This window comes from Aliivibrio sifiae, from assembly GCF_002954715.1.
GTDB classification, from domain to species: Bacteria; Pseudomonadota; Gammaproteobacteria; order Enterobacterales; family Vibrionaceae; genus Aliivibrio; species Aliivibrio sifiae.
The window spans coordinates 248,096-264,861 of sequence record NZ_MSCP01000001.1; the positions used below are offsets into that span (position 1 = coordinate 248,096).

Annotated in this window: 15 protein-coding genes and 1 other RNA gene; 7 read left to right on the top strand and 9 right to left on the bottom strand. The window is 39.2% G+C overall.

From position 1 onward, the window contains the following. Positions 1 to 169: 169 nt before the first annotated feature. The 5 genes from BTO23_RS01035 to smpB form a co-directional block, all read right to left on the bottom strand. A complete protein-coding gene (locus BTO23_RS01035) occupies positions 170 to 1,894 on the bottom strand; it encodes an RNA-directed DNA polymerase (RefSeq protein WP_105062834.1) in 1,725 nt (574 codons plus the stop codon). After that, positions 1,894 to 2,835: a hypothetical protein gene (locus tag BTO23_RS01040; RefSeq protein ID WP_105062835.1), complete on the bottom strand. Its 942-nt coding sequence runs from the start codon at positions 2,833 to 2,835 to the stop codon at positions 1,894 to 1,896. Before BTO23_RS01040 ends, BTO23_RS01035 begins: the two co-directional genes overlap by 1 nt. Before the next feature lie 282 nt (positions 2,836 to 3,117). Then, positions 3,118 to 4,386: a site-specific integrase gene (locus tag BTO23_RS01045; RefSeq protein WP_105062836.1), complete on the bottom strand. Its 1,269-nt coding sequence runs from the start codon at positions 4,384 to 4,386 to the stop codon at positions 3,118 to 3,120. A 97-nt stretch (positions 4,387 to 4,483) separates the two neighbouring features. Then, positions 4,484 to 4,850, bottom strand: a transfer-messenger RNA (tmRNA) gene (ssrA, locus tag BTO23_RS01050). Positions 4,851 to 4,921: 71 nt separating this feature from the next. Continuing rightward, complete coding sequence (gene smpB / locus BTO23_RS01055) at positions 4,922 to 5,407, bottom strand: SsrA-binding protein SmpB (protein ID WP_060991708.1); 486 nt, start codon at positions 5,405 to 5,407, stop codon at positions 4,922 to 4,924. Positions 5,408 to 5,506: 99 nt separating this feature from the next. On the opposite strand from smpB, the gene BTO23_RS01060 reads away from it, so the two are divergent. After that, the gene (locus tag BTO23_RS01060; protein WP_060991707.1) at positions 5,507 to 5,944 is read left to right on the top strand and encodes an SRPBCC family protein; all 438 of its coding nucleotides are present in this window, start codon (positions 5,507 to 5,509) and stop codon (positions 5,942 to 5,944) included. Then, positions 5,931 to 6,242: an RnfH family protein gene (locus tag BTO23_RS01065; RefSeq protein WP_060991706.1), complete on the top strand. Its 312-nt coding sequence runs from the start codon at positions 5,931 to 5,933 to the stop codon at positions 6,240 to 6,242. Before BTO23_RS01060 ends, BTO23_RS01065 begins: the two co-directional genes overlap by 14 nt. Before the next feature lie 87 nt (positions 6,243 to 6,329). Here the strand turns inward: BTO23_RS01065 and bamE are convergent, their stop codons facing one another. From bamE to nadK, 3 genes are all read right to left on the bottom strand, one after another. Further along, on the bottom strand, positions 6,330 to 6,686 hold the full coding sequence (gene bamE / locus BTO23_RS01070; protein WP_105062837.1) for an outer membrane protein assembly factor BamE: 357 nt from the start codon (positions 6,684 to 6,686) through the stop codon (positions 6,330 to 6,332). A 216-nt stretch (positions 6,687 to 6,902) separates the two neighbouring features. Next, positions 6,903 to 8,570 (bottom strand): DNA repair protein RecN, encoded by a 1,668-nt coding sequence (gene recN, locus BTO23_RS01075; RefSeq protein WP_060991704.1) that lies wholly within the window; start codon positions 8,568 to 8,570, stop codon positions 6,903 to 6,905. Positions 8,571 to 8,696: 126 nt separating this feature from the next. Continuing rightward, complete coding sequence (gene nadK / locus BTO23_RS01080; RefSeq protein WP_060991703.1) at positions 8,697 to 9,581, bottom strand: NAD(+) kinase; 885 nt, start codon at positions 9,579 to 9,581, stop codon at positions 8,697 to 8,699. 176 nt (positions 9,582 to 9,757) lie between these two features. On the opposite strand from nadK, the gene grpE reads away from it, so the two are divergent. The 5 genes from grpE to BTO23_RS01105 all read left to right on the top strand — a co-directional run bounded on the left by grpE (position 9,758) and on the right by BTO23_RS01105 (position 16,409). Continuing rightward, positions 9,758 to 10,342, top strand: a complete 585-nt coding sequence (gene grpE / locus BTO23_RS01085) for a nucleotide exchange factor GrpE (protein ID WP_060991702.1) — start codon at positions 9,758 to 9,760, stop codon at positions 10,340 to 10,342. 235 nt (positions 10,343 to 10,577) lie between these two features. Continuing rightward, positions 10,578 to 11,525 carry a hypothetical protein gene (locus BTO23_RS01090; protein WP_061003096.1) on the top strand — a complete coding sequence of 316 codons (948 nt, stop codon included), beginning with the start codon at positions 10,578 to 10,580 and terminating at the stop codon, positions 11,523 to 11,525. A gap of 219 nt (positions 11,526 to 11,744) precedes the next feature. Beyond that, positions 11,745 to 13,649, top strand: a complete 1,905-nt coding sequence (gene dnaK / locus BTO23_RS01095) for a molecular chaperone DnaK (protein ID WP_060991700.1) — start codon at positions 11,745 to 11,747, stop codon at positions 13,647 to 13,649. A gap of 340 nt (positions 13,650 to 13,989) precedes the next feature. Next, positions 13,990 to 15,132 (top strand): molecular chaperone DnaJ, encoded by a 1,143-nt coding sequence (gene dnaJ, locus BTO23_RS01100; protein ID WP_105062839.1) that lies wholly within the window; start codon positions 13,990 to 13,992, stop codon positions 15,130 to 15,132. A 182-nt stretch (positions 15,133 to 15,314) separates the two neighbouring features. Next, positions 15,315 to 16,409: a DUF3541 domain-containing protein gene (locus tag BTO23_RS01105; RefSeq protein WP_105062840.1), complete on the top strand. Its 1,095-nt coding sequence runs from the start codon at positions 15,315 to 15,317 to the stop codon at positions 16,407 to 16,409. A gap of 100 nt (positions 16,410 to 16,509) precedes the next feature. Here BTO23_RS01105 and BTO23_RS01110 read toward each other — a convergent pair whose 3' ends face one another. Further along, positions 16,510 to 16,764, bottom strand: a complete 255-nt coding sequence (locus tag BTO23_RS01110; RefSeq protein ID WP_060991694.1) for a YfhL family 4Fe-4S dicluster ferredoxin — start codon at positions 16,762 to 16,764, stop codon at positions 16,510 to 16,512. Between the last annotated feature and the right edge of the window lie 2 nt (positions 16,765 to 16,766).

The following is a 16,766-nucleotide window of genomic DNA, read 5'->3' on the forward strand; positions in this document are numbered from 1 at the left end:
CGAGATAAGTTTGGCAGGGTAGGTTAATGACCTTACTAAATTAATAATCAATAACTTGCTTTAAGTATAGGTAATTTCGCCAAGCTATCTATATTAATAATTTAGTTTAGTCGGATCATTGCCTGTGCTGCAAACAGACTAAATGCCAAATGCAGCACAGATTTGACATCTAACCACTTTTCGAGCTTTGTACTTGGTTCAAAATATCAATTGCCAGCTCTTCATTTCGATCAAAACAAGTCAGCAAGGTTTCGGTATGCCGAGCAGCACAGATACCATGTAAAGCTGCTAACTCTTTAATATATCGATCATCAGAGGCCATTAATTCCCTAATTTCAAGACCTTTAGAGAACAGTCTTAACTCACTTGGAGGATTATCATGATTATAGTCAATACCATTGATATCGAGTACAGCTAAAGATTGCTCTATAACACGAGTATCAACACCGTTAAGAGCGGCAATATCAATAGTTACGGAATATGGTTCAATAGCTAAAAGCTGAGCTACTGCTTGTGTAGCATTCGCTCCCATTTTCAAGCTTTCAGTTACATCTCTGGTAAGTAAGCATTGAATTGTGACTTTTAATTGATGAAAATCCTCTATGTCAGCAAGCTTCTCGGATAATTGATGTAATTCCTCATGATTTGACAGCATCAATAACCTACCCGAAAGAAACTTTATTTTAGGGATATATCGTTTTCTTTCATATTCGTTAGTAGTAATTAGTAGTTCGAGATATTCATAGATTTTCTCTAGCATATCGAACTTACAAGCCATAGCTTGTGAGATTAAGGTTTTAATCGATATTTCTCTAATAACTTTTTCAGACCAGCTATATTTCTTGATCCAATCGGCCATCTTTTCAATTGCTGAGGACTCCTTTACAGCAACAGAATAATCCAATATTGGTATACGGATGGAGTTATCCTTAAAGGCTTGCATCAAGTCGTCTTTTTGATCAGCATTGGCAAATAAAAAACGTTTCAAATTAGCAATTAACTTCATCCAATTGAGACTTATAGATGAATTGAAATCATTAGCACCTGCAAGCCATTCACTGTTGCTAACCGAAAAATCTTTTGCCCCATCATGTAGCTCAAGCCCTAAATCCGAAAAATCACTTTCAAGTTTATCTCGCCAAGACTCCAATTCACTCTGGCTTCCCACAAAAATTACGTCATCTACATATCGACAATAACGCCCATTTGTAAGTGCGTACATTTTCTTATCAATATCATCTAAGAGTAAGTTTGCTATGACATGACTAAGCATCGGTCCAGTTAATATACTATCACCAGTAGTATTTTTAACGTTTAGATCGATGTGGTTTCTGAGGATTTTTTCCCCTAATAATTTATACTTAGAGTCAATTCCAGAACTATCACATTTATCATTCCAAACCTTTAAGACATCTTCAGATTTAATGCTTGGATAAAATTTCTTGATATCAGTATATAGAACAAAGCTATTTTCATTTTCCCAGCAAAGATTTTCAATAAACTTATGTCGCTCTTTGACCCCATTAAAATATGGTGAGAAGATACCAGACAAATCACTTTCTTCGGCATACCTATAGCTGAATACATAAGGCTGGGGATGAAACTCCTGATACGCTGATAACTTACTTATGAGAAATGCCTCACTCAGTGTTTCATTTGGTGCTGGTAAGTACACATCTCGATAGACATATTGTTTATCGTTGTAATCTTTATAGTGGAAGCTTTTCAAATAGCCATATTCAGTCCCTTCTAATGTAAGTTTACAACATACTTCCTCTAGCCAGAAATCACTATTAGTACTAGAATTATTCAGGTAATACCGGAGTCCTAAATAAGCGTAAATATCTCTTCGTCGGTACTGATTCAACGTTTTTAGTGCTATTACTGAAGTCATTAATTATTCCTAGGTAAGTCAAATCGATGAACTGACAATTGCACTCTAAACTCACCATCTATTAGAGAGTGCTTGCATATTGCAGTAGAGTTAAGCTGCTCAGTTTTTTGTTGATCAGACATTAAATAGCTAAGCTTGTCTGAAAACCAATCTCTTAGTTTTGAAAAGAAACTAGTTACTTTATTAGTTTGAGGTTCAATCCAAATTACGGCACTATTATCATCGGTACTATGCCTAAAAATTTCCTCTAATGGCACAGTTGCCTTTTTCCATCGACCGCTGTCAGAAGCTAAGAAACCACTGAAATTACAAACAACTAGCATTCTGCTTTGACAATTAACACTCTTAACCGTCATCTCTCTAATTAGATTAGTGGTACTTTGTTTATTTAGTATGTCCCAATGCACAAAAGAGCTTTCCACTATTTTTATGGCTTGCTCCGCAAGCATAGGGGCGATGAATTCAAGTTGTGTTTTATAGTAGTCCAGAGCAAATTGTGAGATCTCACCAGCAACAATCACGACCTCAAGCGGATGCCTTGGAAGTACATCTTTCTTACGTAATTCAGCGAAAGTGCAAAGTATAGAAATTGCAGCAGCACCACTACCACTTGGGATATCAGCAAGAAAAACTCGATTACCTGAAAATAATTTTGCATATGCGTTAGAAACTTCTGTCAATTCGTGTTTAGGATCCAACATCGATAAAATGACTCTGGCACATGAGCCATTGTAACGCCAAGCTAAATGCTTATTCGTGTCTTCTTGGCTAATTCCACCTATAAAGCCTTGTTCTGCTGGTGTTTTAGCCAGCTCTTCTAGCCCATTATTTGTTAGTAATTGCACCCAAGAACTGACTAGGTTATCTGGCAACTGCATTTCAGATTTAATTGAGCACCAAACTGTCTCTGGTAAGTCTTCCTGACTAATTAACCTTTTCAAATTACACACCTTATTTCTGAATTCTATCTATTATCACACACTTAATTGCATATTTCGCCTCAAAAAGTTTAATGGGTATTAGGGGGGCAGATACTGCTTTTTGCCAACTTGTGCAGTTGCAGATCCGAGTAGGAGGAAAAACTTAGCTGAGAGTCCATTTTTGCTCTGGAGTGAGAGTTACTGAGCAGCACTTCGCGATGCCCAGCAATAATTAAATGTATCGCGTACTCAGTAGCACAATCTTTTACTGAATAATCACTGCAACAAAAAAAGTAAAATAAGCTATTGGTTAATATTAATAATATTGATTGTTTGCTTGAGTTTTTTAAGGTTCATACCTTTACCGTATCGATCGTAAGTAATGTTGTTTTGAGAATGTCCTAATATTTCACCAGCAAGAACAGCAGATACTTCGGCATGTTTTAGTTGAGTTGCAACCGTGTGCCTAAATGAGTGAAAGTCATGCCCACGTTCAAATCCTAGCTTGCTTTTAAACCGTCCAAACCATTTGGAAGCGGCTGTACCAAAACCATCACGTTCTTGTTTAAGGGTAGGGAAGATTCGTTCATGTTGTACGCTGTTGATGAAGTCAATAAAGCCAAGTTCTAACAGTTTGTCATGAATCGGGATTAACCTGCGGCTACTGTTGTTTTTGAGCCGTTGTCCCTCAAGCTTATCGTCAATCTTAATGACCCATATACCCTCTTTGTTACATATATCTTGGCGATAGAGTTGACAGAGCTCGTTTAAACGTGCGCCAGTGTATAAGCCTAGAAGTGGCAGCCAGTAGTAATGAGGATGTTTATATTTCTTCTGGGTATGGATCTCTGTATTGAACAGTTTTTTAAGGTCAGCATGGCTGTAGGCGTTTTTGGCTTCGCTGTCCTTGCGAGTTTTCTTGAATCTCATCCCCTTAAATGGGTTGATGTCCGTCATTTCCATCTGCAAACACCATTCAAAAAAAGACGAGCATTTTTGAATGTAATCTTTGACGCTCTCAGTGCTTAGGGTGGGAAGTTTATGTTTTTTATTAGCTTCTATTAGCTGCTGACCTTTCATCCGATCAAATTTCTTATGTTTAGTTGCATTGACAGGATATTGGTTCAACAAGGAGCGAGCCTCTTCTGCTTGAAGTCGACGAATATCTTTTATGCCTTTAGCTCTGAGCAGCGTAAGTACGATATGACATTTCGCATAAGCCATACCAATTGTTTTTGGATTAACGAGATCTTGTTTGGAGTCTCTGTACTTTTCGAGACACTTGAAAGGGTCTAGTGATGTTGTTTTTGCTTTCGGAATTAAAAATGCAGGTGATGCAGGTTTCTCAGGTGCGTGAAATTCTGTTTTAGAGGCAGATAGGGGCGTATTGTTCTGAATCGAAATACGTATTTCTAGTTCTATCTGTAATGCTTTAACTAATGCAATTTGTCTGTCGGATGTACGAAGAGAGCGTTTGATTTCGTATTTACTGTCGAAAAGGTGTCGATGGCGTAGGGGAATTTGATATCTGAATAGCCAGTTACCAGTTTTTGATATTTTTAGACCGCGCATATTTTAGTACCTAGTTTTAGTACCAAACAGTCAAAAAGCTAACTAAAAAACATAAAAAAAGCGGTAAATCAGTGATTTACCGCTTTTTCCAAACGTTTGGTGGAGCTGGGGGGATTTGAACCCCCGTCCGAGAACCGTTCACCGTTGGCGCTACATGTTTAGTCGATCTTTAATTTCACCGTAAAACTGCGAACCGACACGCTATCTTATGGCTAACCTGAATTATAATTCGAACTTCATCTCTCAGGTGGGAGAATCCATTCTAGTTCGTTTGGGTTTGATCCCCTGTTATTCCCCGTCTTACAAACGGAAGCTAGGGCAGGAGAGCTCTGAGCAGGTTATTAAGCTGCTAGTGCGTAGTTTTCGTCGTTTGCGACTATTTTTTTGCGGCTTTTTACGTGGCCAACCGCCCCACGACATGCTCCTCGGGTTTCAAAATTCCCGTCGAATCCTGAATCAGCCCCAAAGTTGTTACCAGATGATACTAACAGAAAAACAGCGTCTGTCTAGCTAGTATCCATCTAACTGGTTGAAATTAACGCAAACTACTCTTCATAATTCGTGCTTTATCTCTGTTCCAGTCTTTTTCTTTTGAATCTGTACGTTTATCGTGCAGTTTCTTACCTTTTGCTACGCCAACCTTAATCTTCGCCCAAGAGCGAACCCAGTACATTGTTGTTGCAACAAGAGTCATACCCTCACGGTTTACACGACCGATGAGGTTATCAATTTCTTTACGGCTCATTAGCAATTTACGAATACGAGTTGGATTCGCTACAACATGAGTCGATGCTGCTTGCAGTGGTGTGATGTTCATACCACTAATGAAAATTTCGCCGTCGCGAACATAAACATAGCTTTCCGCGATATTAACTTTACCAGAACGAAGAGATTTAACTTCCCAGCCTTGGAGTTCAACCCCTGCTTCGATTTCATCTTCAATGAAATATTCGTGGCGAGCTTGCTTGTTCATAGCAATGGTATTACTGCCCGCTTTATCTTTTGATTTTTTCTTTGCCATAATGCCCACATTATACTGATAGAGAAGTGGTTTGACTATATATACTCAAGCTAATTCAAGATGGTATGATGCTTACCTCTATAATGTAAAGGATAATTTATGCCTCAGGTTAGCCGATCTGCATTAGTGCCGTTTAGCGCAAAGCAGATGTACGATTTAGTCAATGATGTTGCCTCATACCCTCAATTTCTACCAGGGTGCTCTGGCTCACAGATCATCGAGCAAACTAAAGGCTCAATGATCGCATCTGTTGATGTTGCTAAAGCAGGTATAAAAAAAACATTTACGACAAAGAATACATTAGTTGACTCTGAAGTCATTGGTATGAATTTAGTCGATGGTCCTTTCAAATCACTTACTGGTGGTTGGCATTTTATTGCACTCGATGAAACGGCTTGTAAAGTAGAATTAAAGCTCGAATTTGAATTTTCAAATGCCTTGGTAGCAATGGCGTTTGGTAAGGTATTTCAAGAGCTAACGAACAATATGGTGAATTCATTTACCCAAAGAGCGAAGCAGGTTTATGTCAGTAATTAATGAGATGATCCACGTTGAAGTGGTCTATGCGCTGCCTACAGAGCAAGTGGTTTTTAAACTTGCTGTAAAAGCAGACCAAACAGTAGAAGAGATCATTAGGCAATCTGGTGTGTTAGAGCGCTATTCTGATATCGACCTTACCGTGAATAAGGTCGGTGTATTTAGTCGAAATATAAAGTTGGATGCGACAATTAGAGATAAAGATCGTATTGAAATTTATCGTCCTTTATTAGCTGATCCAAAAGAGATTCGTCGAAAAAGAGCAGAACAAGCGAAAAAAGAAGCAAGAAAGAAATAGTGAAAACTGCTTTCTAAAGTGAATAAAAAACCGGAGTTCGTTTTACGAACTCCGGTTTTTTTGTATTTAGTGCTTCTTTAAAGAAAATTAAATCTTCTCGTAGAAACTATCACTCATAGGAAACACACCATCAATACTGGTTAAATTTCCATTGTTATCAAAGTGAACAATAAGATCTTTTTGTACTGAATCTTCATGGCCATGAGTAAATAGGTAAATATAGTACCAAGTATTTGGGTAGCCTGATTCAACAAGCATTGGAGAACCCATAACAAACTGTACTTGTTGTTTTGTCATTCCAAATCGCAGTTTATCGACGGCTTCCTGTTCGACGTAATTACCTTGGGTAATATCGATTCGATATACCAATGGTTCTAATAGCGAGCAACCACCCAGAAGTCCAACAGCAAGGGGTAGAGCAATGATCCATTTTTTGAATTGCATAGTTCGTACAGCTTAGCCTTTAAAATAATGATTAGATGATAAACAAGCTGACCTAATAAGTAAAAAGGTTAAGCGTGTTCTGATGTGTTTTGACCCTAAATTTTGAATCTAGTTGCATTCTATTGTGAGTTTTCAGAGGAAAATGGAAATAAAAAAGCCAATATCATGAGTTTGATATTGGCTTTTATTGGTTTATATCACTATAAGTCGGTGCGGTTAAGCGGCATTTAGCAACTCTTTTGCATTCGCTAATGTGTGGTCTGTAATTTGCGTACCACCTAGCAAACGAGCTAACTCTTCGATGCGTTCTTCTGTGCTTAATGCTCGCATTTGAGTTTCTGTCTTACCTGAATTGGTGTGCTTAGCAACAAATAATTGGTTATGCCCACAACCCGCAACTTGCGGTAAGTGAGTAACACAAAGTACTTGGGTTGATTCGCCAAGTGTTCGCAACATTTTACCAACTACTGCTGCGGTTGGTCCGCTAATACCTACATCAACTTCATCGAAAATCAAACTTGGCGTATCGACTTTTTGAGCAGTGATAACTTGAATTGCTAAAGAGATACGAGATAACTCACCACCAGAGGCTACTTTTGCAATAGGGTGCAAAGGTTGACCTGGGTTTGTTGAAACTTTAAAGCATAAAGTATCTATACCAAGCGGTGATATTTTAGTCACACCATCGCTTTCTATTTGGATATCAAATACCGCTTTTTCCATGCTTAGCGTTTGCATACTTTCGGTGATTTTGTTGTTTAATTCTTTTGCATAGCGTTGACGACTTTTGGTGAGTTTATGTGCCGCTTCTAAAAAGTGCAGTTTTAGTTCTTCGACTTCTTGCTCTCGTTGCTCACGTTTTTCATCTGAGCAATCAAGACGATCGTATTCTGCTAATAATTGTTGATGGTGTTCATACAACTCTTCGGCAAGTACGTGATGTTTTTTAGCCATAGACATTACTCGGCTAAAACGTTCTTCAACAAATGCGATTTGCTCAGGGTCAACATCGATACAATCTAAATAATTTTTTAATTCATGATTGGCTTCTTCAACTTGTATCATAGCTTCATTAAGCATCTCTGATAATGGTGCTAGTTGAGGGTCTAATTGACCAAGTTGTTGAATATGATTGTTCGCATATTGCAGCAATTGAAGTGCATTTACTTCGTCATTTTCATATAAGACAGACACCGCTTGTTGGCAGTAATCTACTAACTCACCAGAATTAGAAAGACGTTTATGATCTTCTTCTAGTTGTACGAATTCTTCTTCGCCTAAAGCCAGCTCGTTTAATTCTTTTATTTGATATTCAATTAATTGCTTTTGAGCTTCATTTTGTTGACTGTTCTTGATGAATTGCTTTAGGGAATTATCTGCTTGACGCCACGCTTGGTAACGGCTGCGTGTTTTATTTAGTAAAGAAACATGCCCCGCATACTGATCTAACATATTCAATTGATAGTCTGGTTTCATTAATTCATGATGAGCATGTTGCCCGTGAATATTAATCAGTAGGTGACCTAGTGTTTTTAGTTGTGCAGCAGGAACAGGACTACCATTGATAAAGCCGCGAGAGCGACCTTCTTTAGTGATTACACGGCGTAAAATACACTCATTACCATCATAGAGTTCATTGTCTTCTAACCATCGTTTAGCATTTAGGTTATTTTCTAATGTGAAGAGTACGGTGATCTCTGCTTTCTCTTCTCCTTGGCGAACCATAGAAGCTTCGGCGCGATCGCCTAAACATAAACCAAGTGCATCAATAGCAATAGATTTACCTGCACCAGTCTCACCAGTAATAGTGGTCATGCCTTTGGTTAAATCAAGCTCTAATGATTTTACAATTGCGAAATGAGTAATTTTGATATGTGCCAACATAAGCCATTCTCTGTGAAATTTAAACACTAAAAACACTGTATAAAGAAACAGTATATACTGTTTCTTTATACAGTAAAGTTTAAATTAACTTTTTGTGAGTGGCTTATCTTTATCTGTATTTAGAGATTAGAAGAGTTTACTTGACCAACCAAGTTTATTTCTAAGTACATGATAGTAGCTATAATCTTTAGGGTGAATAAGCTTTAGCTTGCTTGGGCTTTGGAAAATATGAACTTCATCTCCAGGACTAACCGGTAAAGATACTTGTCCATCACAACTCACTTCTAATGAACTACGATTTTCTGGTGAGATGAATAATTTAATGTGACGCTTACCTTCAACAACCAATGGTCGGCTTGAAAGAGTATGCGGAAACATTGGGACTATTGAGATTGCATTTAGGTTTGGTGACAGAATGGGACCGCCACCAGAAAGAGAATAAGCGGTAGATCCTGTTGGCGTTGAGATGATTAAACCATCTGAACGTTGTGAGAAAGCAAAACTTTCATCAATATAGACCTCAAACTCTATCATATGAGCGACTTGGCCGGGGTGAAGAACGACTTCATTAAATGCCGTATTATGGCTTTTCACTTGTCCATGGCGGTGAACCTCAGCTTCAAGTAAAAAGCGTTCCTCTTTAACGAATTCACCATTTAATACAGCCTGTAGTGGCTCTTCAAAATTATCAGGATCAAGGTCGGTTAGAAAGCCAAGATTACCTCTGTTAACACCAATTACAGAGATATCGAAACGGGATAGAACACGAGCTGCACCTAGCATATTGCCATCACCACCGACAACAATAGCAAGGTCGGCTTGTTCGCCTAATTTTAATAGGTGATTAAAGTGTTCATCAGGAATATCAGGTAGAGCTTCACGTAAACGGCTATCGATTAATACAGGGTAATTTAATCCAGTAAGCCAATTATAGAGAGCTAAATGTGTTTTTACTGCACTTGGGTCTCTTGGTTTACCAATGATTGCGATAACGTTAAAGGCTGTTTTCATATCCATCATCCGTCATGAAATGGGCAACAAATGTTACAATTAGTACTATTATGCTTGAATCGCTTTATTTAGTCCCCATAATAATGACAAAGTTTTAATTTGCTTATAGAGCGATGCCTTGGTTTGTATTAAGATCGCTTTATATAGCTAATCATTAGCATTCTGGAGAAGCAGTAATGAACAACGAAGAAAACAAAGTTAACGAAGAAGCAGTAGTAGAAGATCACATTGAAGCCGTTGGTACAGAGGCTGATGTAGAGTGGAATGAATCTTCAGAAGATAACCAAGAAGCAAAAATCGCGGAACTAGAAGCGGCATTACTTGCAAGCCAAGCACAGCTTAAAGACCAACAAGATGCGGTTTTACGAGCTAAAGCAGAAGAGCAAAACGTTCGTCGTCGTGCTGAAGGCGATATTGATAAAGCGCGTAAATACGCGTTGAAAAAATTTGCAGGTGAACTGCTTCCTGTTATCGATAATCTAGAGCGTGCTCTTGAGAATGGCGATAAAGAAAATGAAGCGGCAAAAGCGTTGCTTGAAGGTGTTGAGCTAACACTACAAACGTTTATTTCAACGGTTGAAAAGTTTGGTCTAACCGTAATTAATCCAGTTGGTGAAGCATTTAACCCTGAACTTCATCAAGCGATTGGCATGCAAGCAAGTCCAGACCATGAATCAAATACGGTAATGATTGTAATGCAAAAAGGCTACTCATTAAATGAGCAAGTACTTCGCCCTGCAATGGTTATGGTTGCTCAATAATTAATTGTTTTAAATAGATTAAATGTTTAATAAGTAGGCAGTGTCAGGAATGATACTGCCTTTTTTTGTCTTTATTTTAAGATCGTGTGTCTTTGTTTTTGGAATCGCTCTCAGAAATAAGGAATAAGCATCAAAACTTTATATTTTTCTTTTGTTTATCAGTGTTCTTTGTTTTGTTTTTTACTAAATTTTAATCATCATGGAACGATACAAGTTTAAATATATGGAAAAAAATATGAAGTTTAGAACACTACTTTTAAGTGCATTTTGTTTATATACGCCGTTGAGCTTTGCTGAGCATGTTGTAGCATCTGAGACTTATTCATCAATGGCTTTATCAAACGATGCTAAATTATATAATGCACCAGAGACTTCAGCTTGGGCGCGTGGAGCGACCCTTGTGCAAGGGATCCCTCGTGGGGACGCAGCTCCCTCTTATTGGGCTGATGAAATCATTGATAAAAGTATAACAACCTCAGAGGCATGGACAGGAATGACCCAATGGTTCACTGTATTTGAGGCGCAGAAAAACACAGCAACAAATGTTCGAGTTGTTATTGGTGATGCTGATATGTGGCTACTTCAATCAACTGATGGAACCATGAATCCGCTAACCGCAGAATGGGTTAATGCTACTGAAAATAGGACATCAATGTCTTGGGCTGCCTATTATTCTCACAACATTATTAAATATATTGAAGATGTACCATATCGTCGCTCGAATGATGGGCTTAAAGAATATGCCCTGCACCCAGATCATTATCCATTGCATGGGGGAACAAGTAAGGTTGCCATTGATGGTGAGAATGTTCTTGCTGCGTTTGTACGAATGAAAGCATGGTTGGTTCCAGATAAACCGCAAGGAAAGCAAGATATAAGCACTGCGAAAGTGTTAATCAGCACTGGAGCTGATTATTATCCAACAGTGAATACGTCGGTTTCTCATGGTGACTTATCTAATGCCAATTATTTACCGGGAGCTGGTGGTAGTCGCTTTCAATATTTAACAACTACACCGACGTGGTATTACATGGGAACTGTCGCTGATGAGGGGTTATTGATTGTTGATGATAATAGTCCATATATTAAATCGGGCGGAAAAACCTATTTAACCAAAGAAGAGTGGCAGCAAAACCCGCCGCCAATTGATTTTGATGTGATGAATTGTCAAGATTCTTACTAAGTCGATATGGCGAAAGAATATTCTGAACGATAAGCCTGGCATGATTGTTAGGCTTTTTTTTGTTCGGATGAAAATAAAATTGATTTTTTTTTATTGTTTCCCTTGAATTGTCATTTCACGCCCTTATTAATTAGTCATAGAATGAATTATGGGATTAAGTCCCAGTCCTTATCCAAGTTGTTTTGGGTGAGTTTAAATAGATAAATTGGAGATAACCTGATGGGTAAGATCATTGGTATTGACTTAGGTACAACTAACTCTTGTGTTGCTGTTTTAGATGGCGATACGCCACGTATTTTAGAGAATGCAGAGGGTGAACGTACAACGGCATCGGTAATTGCATACACAGATGGCGAAACTCTTGTAGGTCAGCCAGCTAAGCGTCAAGCGATTACTAACCCACAAAATACATTATTTGCGATTAAGCGTCTGATCGGTCGTCGTTTTGAAGACGAAGAAGTTCAACGTGACATCGAAATCATGCCGTACAAAATCGTTAAAGCTGACAATGGTGATGCTTGGGTTGAAGCGCAAGGCCAAAAAATGGCTGCTCCTCAAGTTTCTGCTGAAATTCTTAAGAAAATGAAGAAAACAGCGGAAGATTTCCTAGGCGAAGAAGTTACGGGCGCAGTAGTTACTGTTCCTGCTTACTTTAACGATGCTCAACGTCAAGCAACTAAAGATGCTGGTCGTATTGCTGGTCTTGATGTTAAACGTATCATCAATGAACCAACAGCAGCAGCACTAGCTTACGGTCTAGACAAAAAAGGCGGCGATCGCACTATCGCTGTATACGACCTTGGTGGTGGTACGTTCGATATCTCTATCATTGAAATTGACAACGTTGATGGCGAGCAAACTTTCGAAGTTCTTGCAACAAACGGCGATACTCACCTAGGTGGTGAAGATTTTGATAACCGTATGATCAACTTCCTAGTAGATGAGTTTAAGAAAGAGCAAGGCATCGACCTTAAAACTGATCCTCTAGCAATGCAACGTGTTAAAGAAGCAGCAGAAAAAGCGAAGATTGAATTATCTTCAGCTCAACAAACTGACGTAAACCTTCCTTACGTTACTGCTGATGCGACTGGTCCTAAGCACATGAACGTTAAAGTAACGCGTGCAAAACTAGAATCTCTAGTTGAAGACCTAGTAGTTCGTACGCTTGAACCACTAAAAGTTGCTCTAGCTGATGCTGATTTATCAGTAAGCGAAATCACTGACGTAATCCTAGTCGGTGGTCAAACACGTATGCCTATGGTTCAAGCTAAAGTTGCTGATTTCTTCGGCAAAGAAGCTCGCCGTGACGTAAACCCTGATGAAGCAGTAGCAATGGGTGCTGCAGTTCAAGGTGGCGTACTAGCTGGTGACGTTAAAGATGTACTTCTTCTAGATGTTACTCCTCTGTCTTTCGGTATCGAAACGATGGGCGGTGTAATGACTAAGCTAATCGAGAAGAACACAACGATCCCAACTAAAGCAGACCAAACGTTCTCAACTGCTGAAGATAACCAAAGTGCGGTAACAATCCACGTACTTCAAGGTGAGCGTAAGCAAGCAACATACAATAAATCTCTAGGTCAATTTAACCTAGAAGGTATCCAAGCAGCACCACGTGGCATGCCACAAATCGAAGTAACATTCGATCTAGATGCTGATGGTATCCTAAACGTATCTGCTAAAGACAAATCGACTGGTAAAGAGCAGAAGATCACAATCCAAGCTTCTGGTGGTCTAACAGACGAAGAAATCGAAGCAATGGTACAAGAAGCTGAAGCTAACAAAGACGCGGACAAAAAGTTCGAAGAGCTAGTAACAGCACGTAACCAAGCGGATCAAATGATCCACGGTACGAAGAAACAAATCGAAGAAGCAGGCGATGCCCTTCCAGCTGACGAGAAAGAAAAAATCGAAGCAGCAATCAAAGCACTAGAAGACGTTAAGTCAGGCGATGATAAAGAAGCAATCGATGCGAAAACTCAAGAGCTAATGCAAGCAGCACAAAAGCTAATGGAAATCGCTCAACAGAAAGCTCAAGCACAACAAGGTGCTGAAGCGGGTGAGCAACCTAAGCAAGAAGATGATGTAGTAGACGCTGAGTTCGAAGAAGTAAAAGACAAGTAATTTCTTGTCGCTAGAAGGGTTAATTCCTGCGTTAAAAGTACTCATTTGCGTTCGCGCTTTTGTTTGCTAAGAAATGGCGTGCTTTCTCCTTGGACTTAACACTTCTAGCTTAAAGAAATCATTGCCTTAGTCATTTAAGAAAAGAGCAAAAGCCTTATATCTTGAATGCTTCGAATGAAAAAATATATTGCGGGCGTTGGAGTTTTCTCTACCGCCCGCAAATTTGTAATTAGGTCAATCTAGATAATCACTTTCGGTTTGTGCTGATCCTAATTATCTAGATTGAACTCATACTGATGGTGTCACTGCCGGCAGTATCAAAAGAATTGGTGACCAAAGCATGTCTAAACGTGATTTTTATGAAGTATTGGGCGTAAGCCGTGATGCTTCAGAGCGTGATATTAAGAAAGCCTATAAACGTCTAGCGATGAAATTCCACCCTGACCGTAATCAGGGCGATGAAACAGCGCCAGAAAAGTTTAAAGAAGTAAAAGTAGCGTATGAGATCTTAACGGATGCTCAAAAACGTTCAGCTTATGATCAATACGGTCATGCAGCCTTTGAACAAGGTGGCATGGGCGGTGGCGGCTTCGGTGGCGGTCAAGGTGACTTTGGCGATATCTTTGGCGATGTGTTTGGTGACATCTTTGGTGGCGGTCGTCGTGGCGGTGGTCAACAACGTGCACAACGCGGTTCAGATTTACGTTACAACATGGAACTTACGCTAGAAGAAGCGGTTCGTGGTTGTGATAAAGAGATTGAAGTACCAACATTAGTGTCTTGTGATCCATGTGAAGGTACTGGCGCTAAGAAAGGCACTTCTTCATCAACGTGTAGCACTTGTCATGGTCATGGCCAAGTTCAAATGCGTCAAGGTTTCTTTGCGGTACAGCAGGCTTGTCCTACTTGTCATGGTAAAGGCAAGATCATTAAAGACCCATGTAACTCTTGTCATGGTGAAGGTCGCGTTCAAAAAACGAAAACACTTAATGTTAAGATCCCATCAGGTGTTGATACTGGCGATCGCATTCGTTTATCTGGCGAAGGTGAAGCGGGAGAGCACGGCGCTCCAGCAGGCGATCTATACGTACAAGTGCACGTAAAAGAGCACAATATCTTTGAGCGTGACGGCAACAACTTATACTGTGAAGTGCCAGTAAGCTTTACGATGGCGGCATTAGGTGGCGAAGTTGAAGTCCCTACTCTTGATGGCCGTGTAAGCCTAAAAGTACCTCTAGAAACGCAAACAGGCCGTATGTTCCGTATGCGTGGTAAAGGTGTGAAAGGCGTTCGTACGCACAGTACAGGTGACTTAATCGTTAAACTGATTGTTGAGACTCCAGTTAAACTGACTAAGCGTCAAAAAGAGCTGCTTCAAGAATTCCAAGAATCTTTTGATGGGAAAGATGCGAAAAAGCACAATCCGAAATCTGAAGGTTTCTTATCAGGTGTTAAAAACTTCTTTGATGATTTAACTAAATAAGTTTATTGCTCAACGAATAAATTGAAACCTAATGATATTCATTTTGTATCATTAGGTTTTTTTTATGCCCAAAACAAATGATAAAGCACGGTTTATTTACACCTTTTTGACCGTTACTTATACTTCTCGTTTATTATGTAACCAATTATGTTTTTAGTTTCTTAATAGATGAGAGAGTCGACATGGTGTTATTTAAACGGACATTATTACTGTTTATTGTTTTACTGCTTAGTTTTACTACTGCCAATGCAGAAATAATGCAAGGTGGAAAAACAGTACCAAGCTTCAAGCAGGATGCGGCGTCTATTCGTCATACTTATGAAACCCAACTCTATACTTTATCGGCATTTAAAGCTGGCCACTATGGTTTACGAATGTATCGTCAAACGATGGACCCTAAATATTCAGCGGCGGTTTGGTCTGATATGGCGCGAGTGGCAAGTCGACTTAATCAATTATCTTCGGAAGTTCATACGCCCGAACAAATAGATATCTATTCTCAAAAGCGATTAAGTAGCTATGTTGATGACACTGACATTCGTAGTACTTTACGTTACCAAGCGACAAAAAAAATGCCTGAGTATTTCTATCTTGGTGTGGATTTACTTGGCTCAATGGCTCGTGCTAATGAATATGGTTTAAAGCATCGTAACGATAAACAGTTGCGAGAAATTATCCGTCGTTATGATTTTAAAAAATACGCGACTGATGAAGCGATGATTAAAGCGTGGGCAGCTCAGCTAGCGAACCAAGTTTATTGGTTACGTCAATTAGGTGAGCAGGATGTGGTTGATGAGTTTGTTGAAGCATTCAAATTAGCCTACCCAGATAATAAAGATGCAGCGCTTTCTAAGCAGCAGTATGGCAATAAAATCTATGGTTTAACGCATATTTTATTAGCCGACTCTCAATATTATCAATACCCCCTAAAAGAGTCTGATCATCAATGGATATACGATTATCTGCGTAATAACATCGATACTATCTTAAAGAGAACAAAAGAAGACATTATTTCAGAAGTAGGAATTACGTTCTTATTAGCAGGGTTAGAGGATGACCCTGTAGTCTATAAAACACAAAAACACATTCAAAACGCGATTAACCGTGAGAAGAGCATGGTGCCATCAACATCAAACAGCACGGATTTAACTGATGGTGAGCACCGTAATGTACTAGCGATTATGCTACTTGATTGGCAAACGCCACATGCCGCACCTACGATTCAAAATGAACCCAAAGCATTTATAAGTAAGCCGTATGGTTTAGTGGGAAAATAAACTAACGTCTTTGTATTGTTAGTCATTTGCACTATAAATAAAAAATGCCCGGTGATGATATCACTGGGCATTTTTATTGAATCAGATAAGAGTATTTAGTTTACGCTAGGCCTTGAAGCTTAACGAATTTCTCTAGTAACTCTTCATCTGTTTCTATGTTGTTTGGATCTGAAACTACACAGTTGTTGATTGGACAAACAGACTGGCAAGTAGGGATATCGTAATGCCCCTTACATTCAGTGCATAGGTCTGGATTAATCTCGTAGATATTGTCACCCATGCTGATTGCTTCGTTTGGGCACTCAGGCTCGCACATATCACAATTGATGCATTTCTTATTGATCAATAACGCCATTA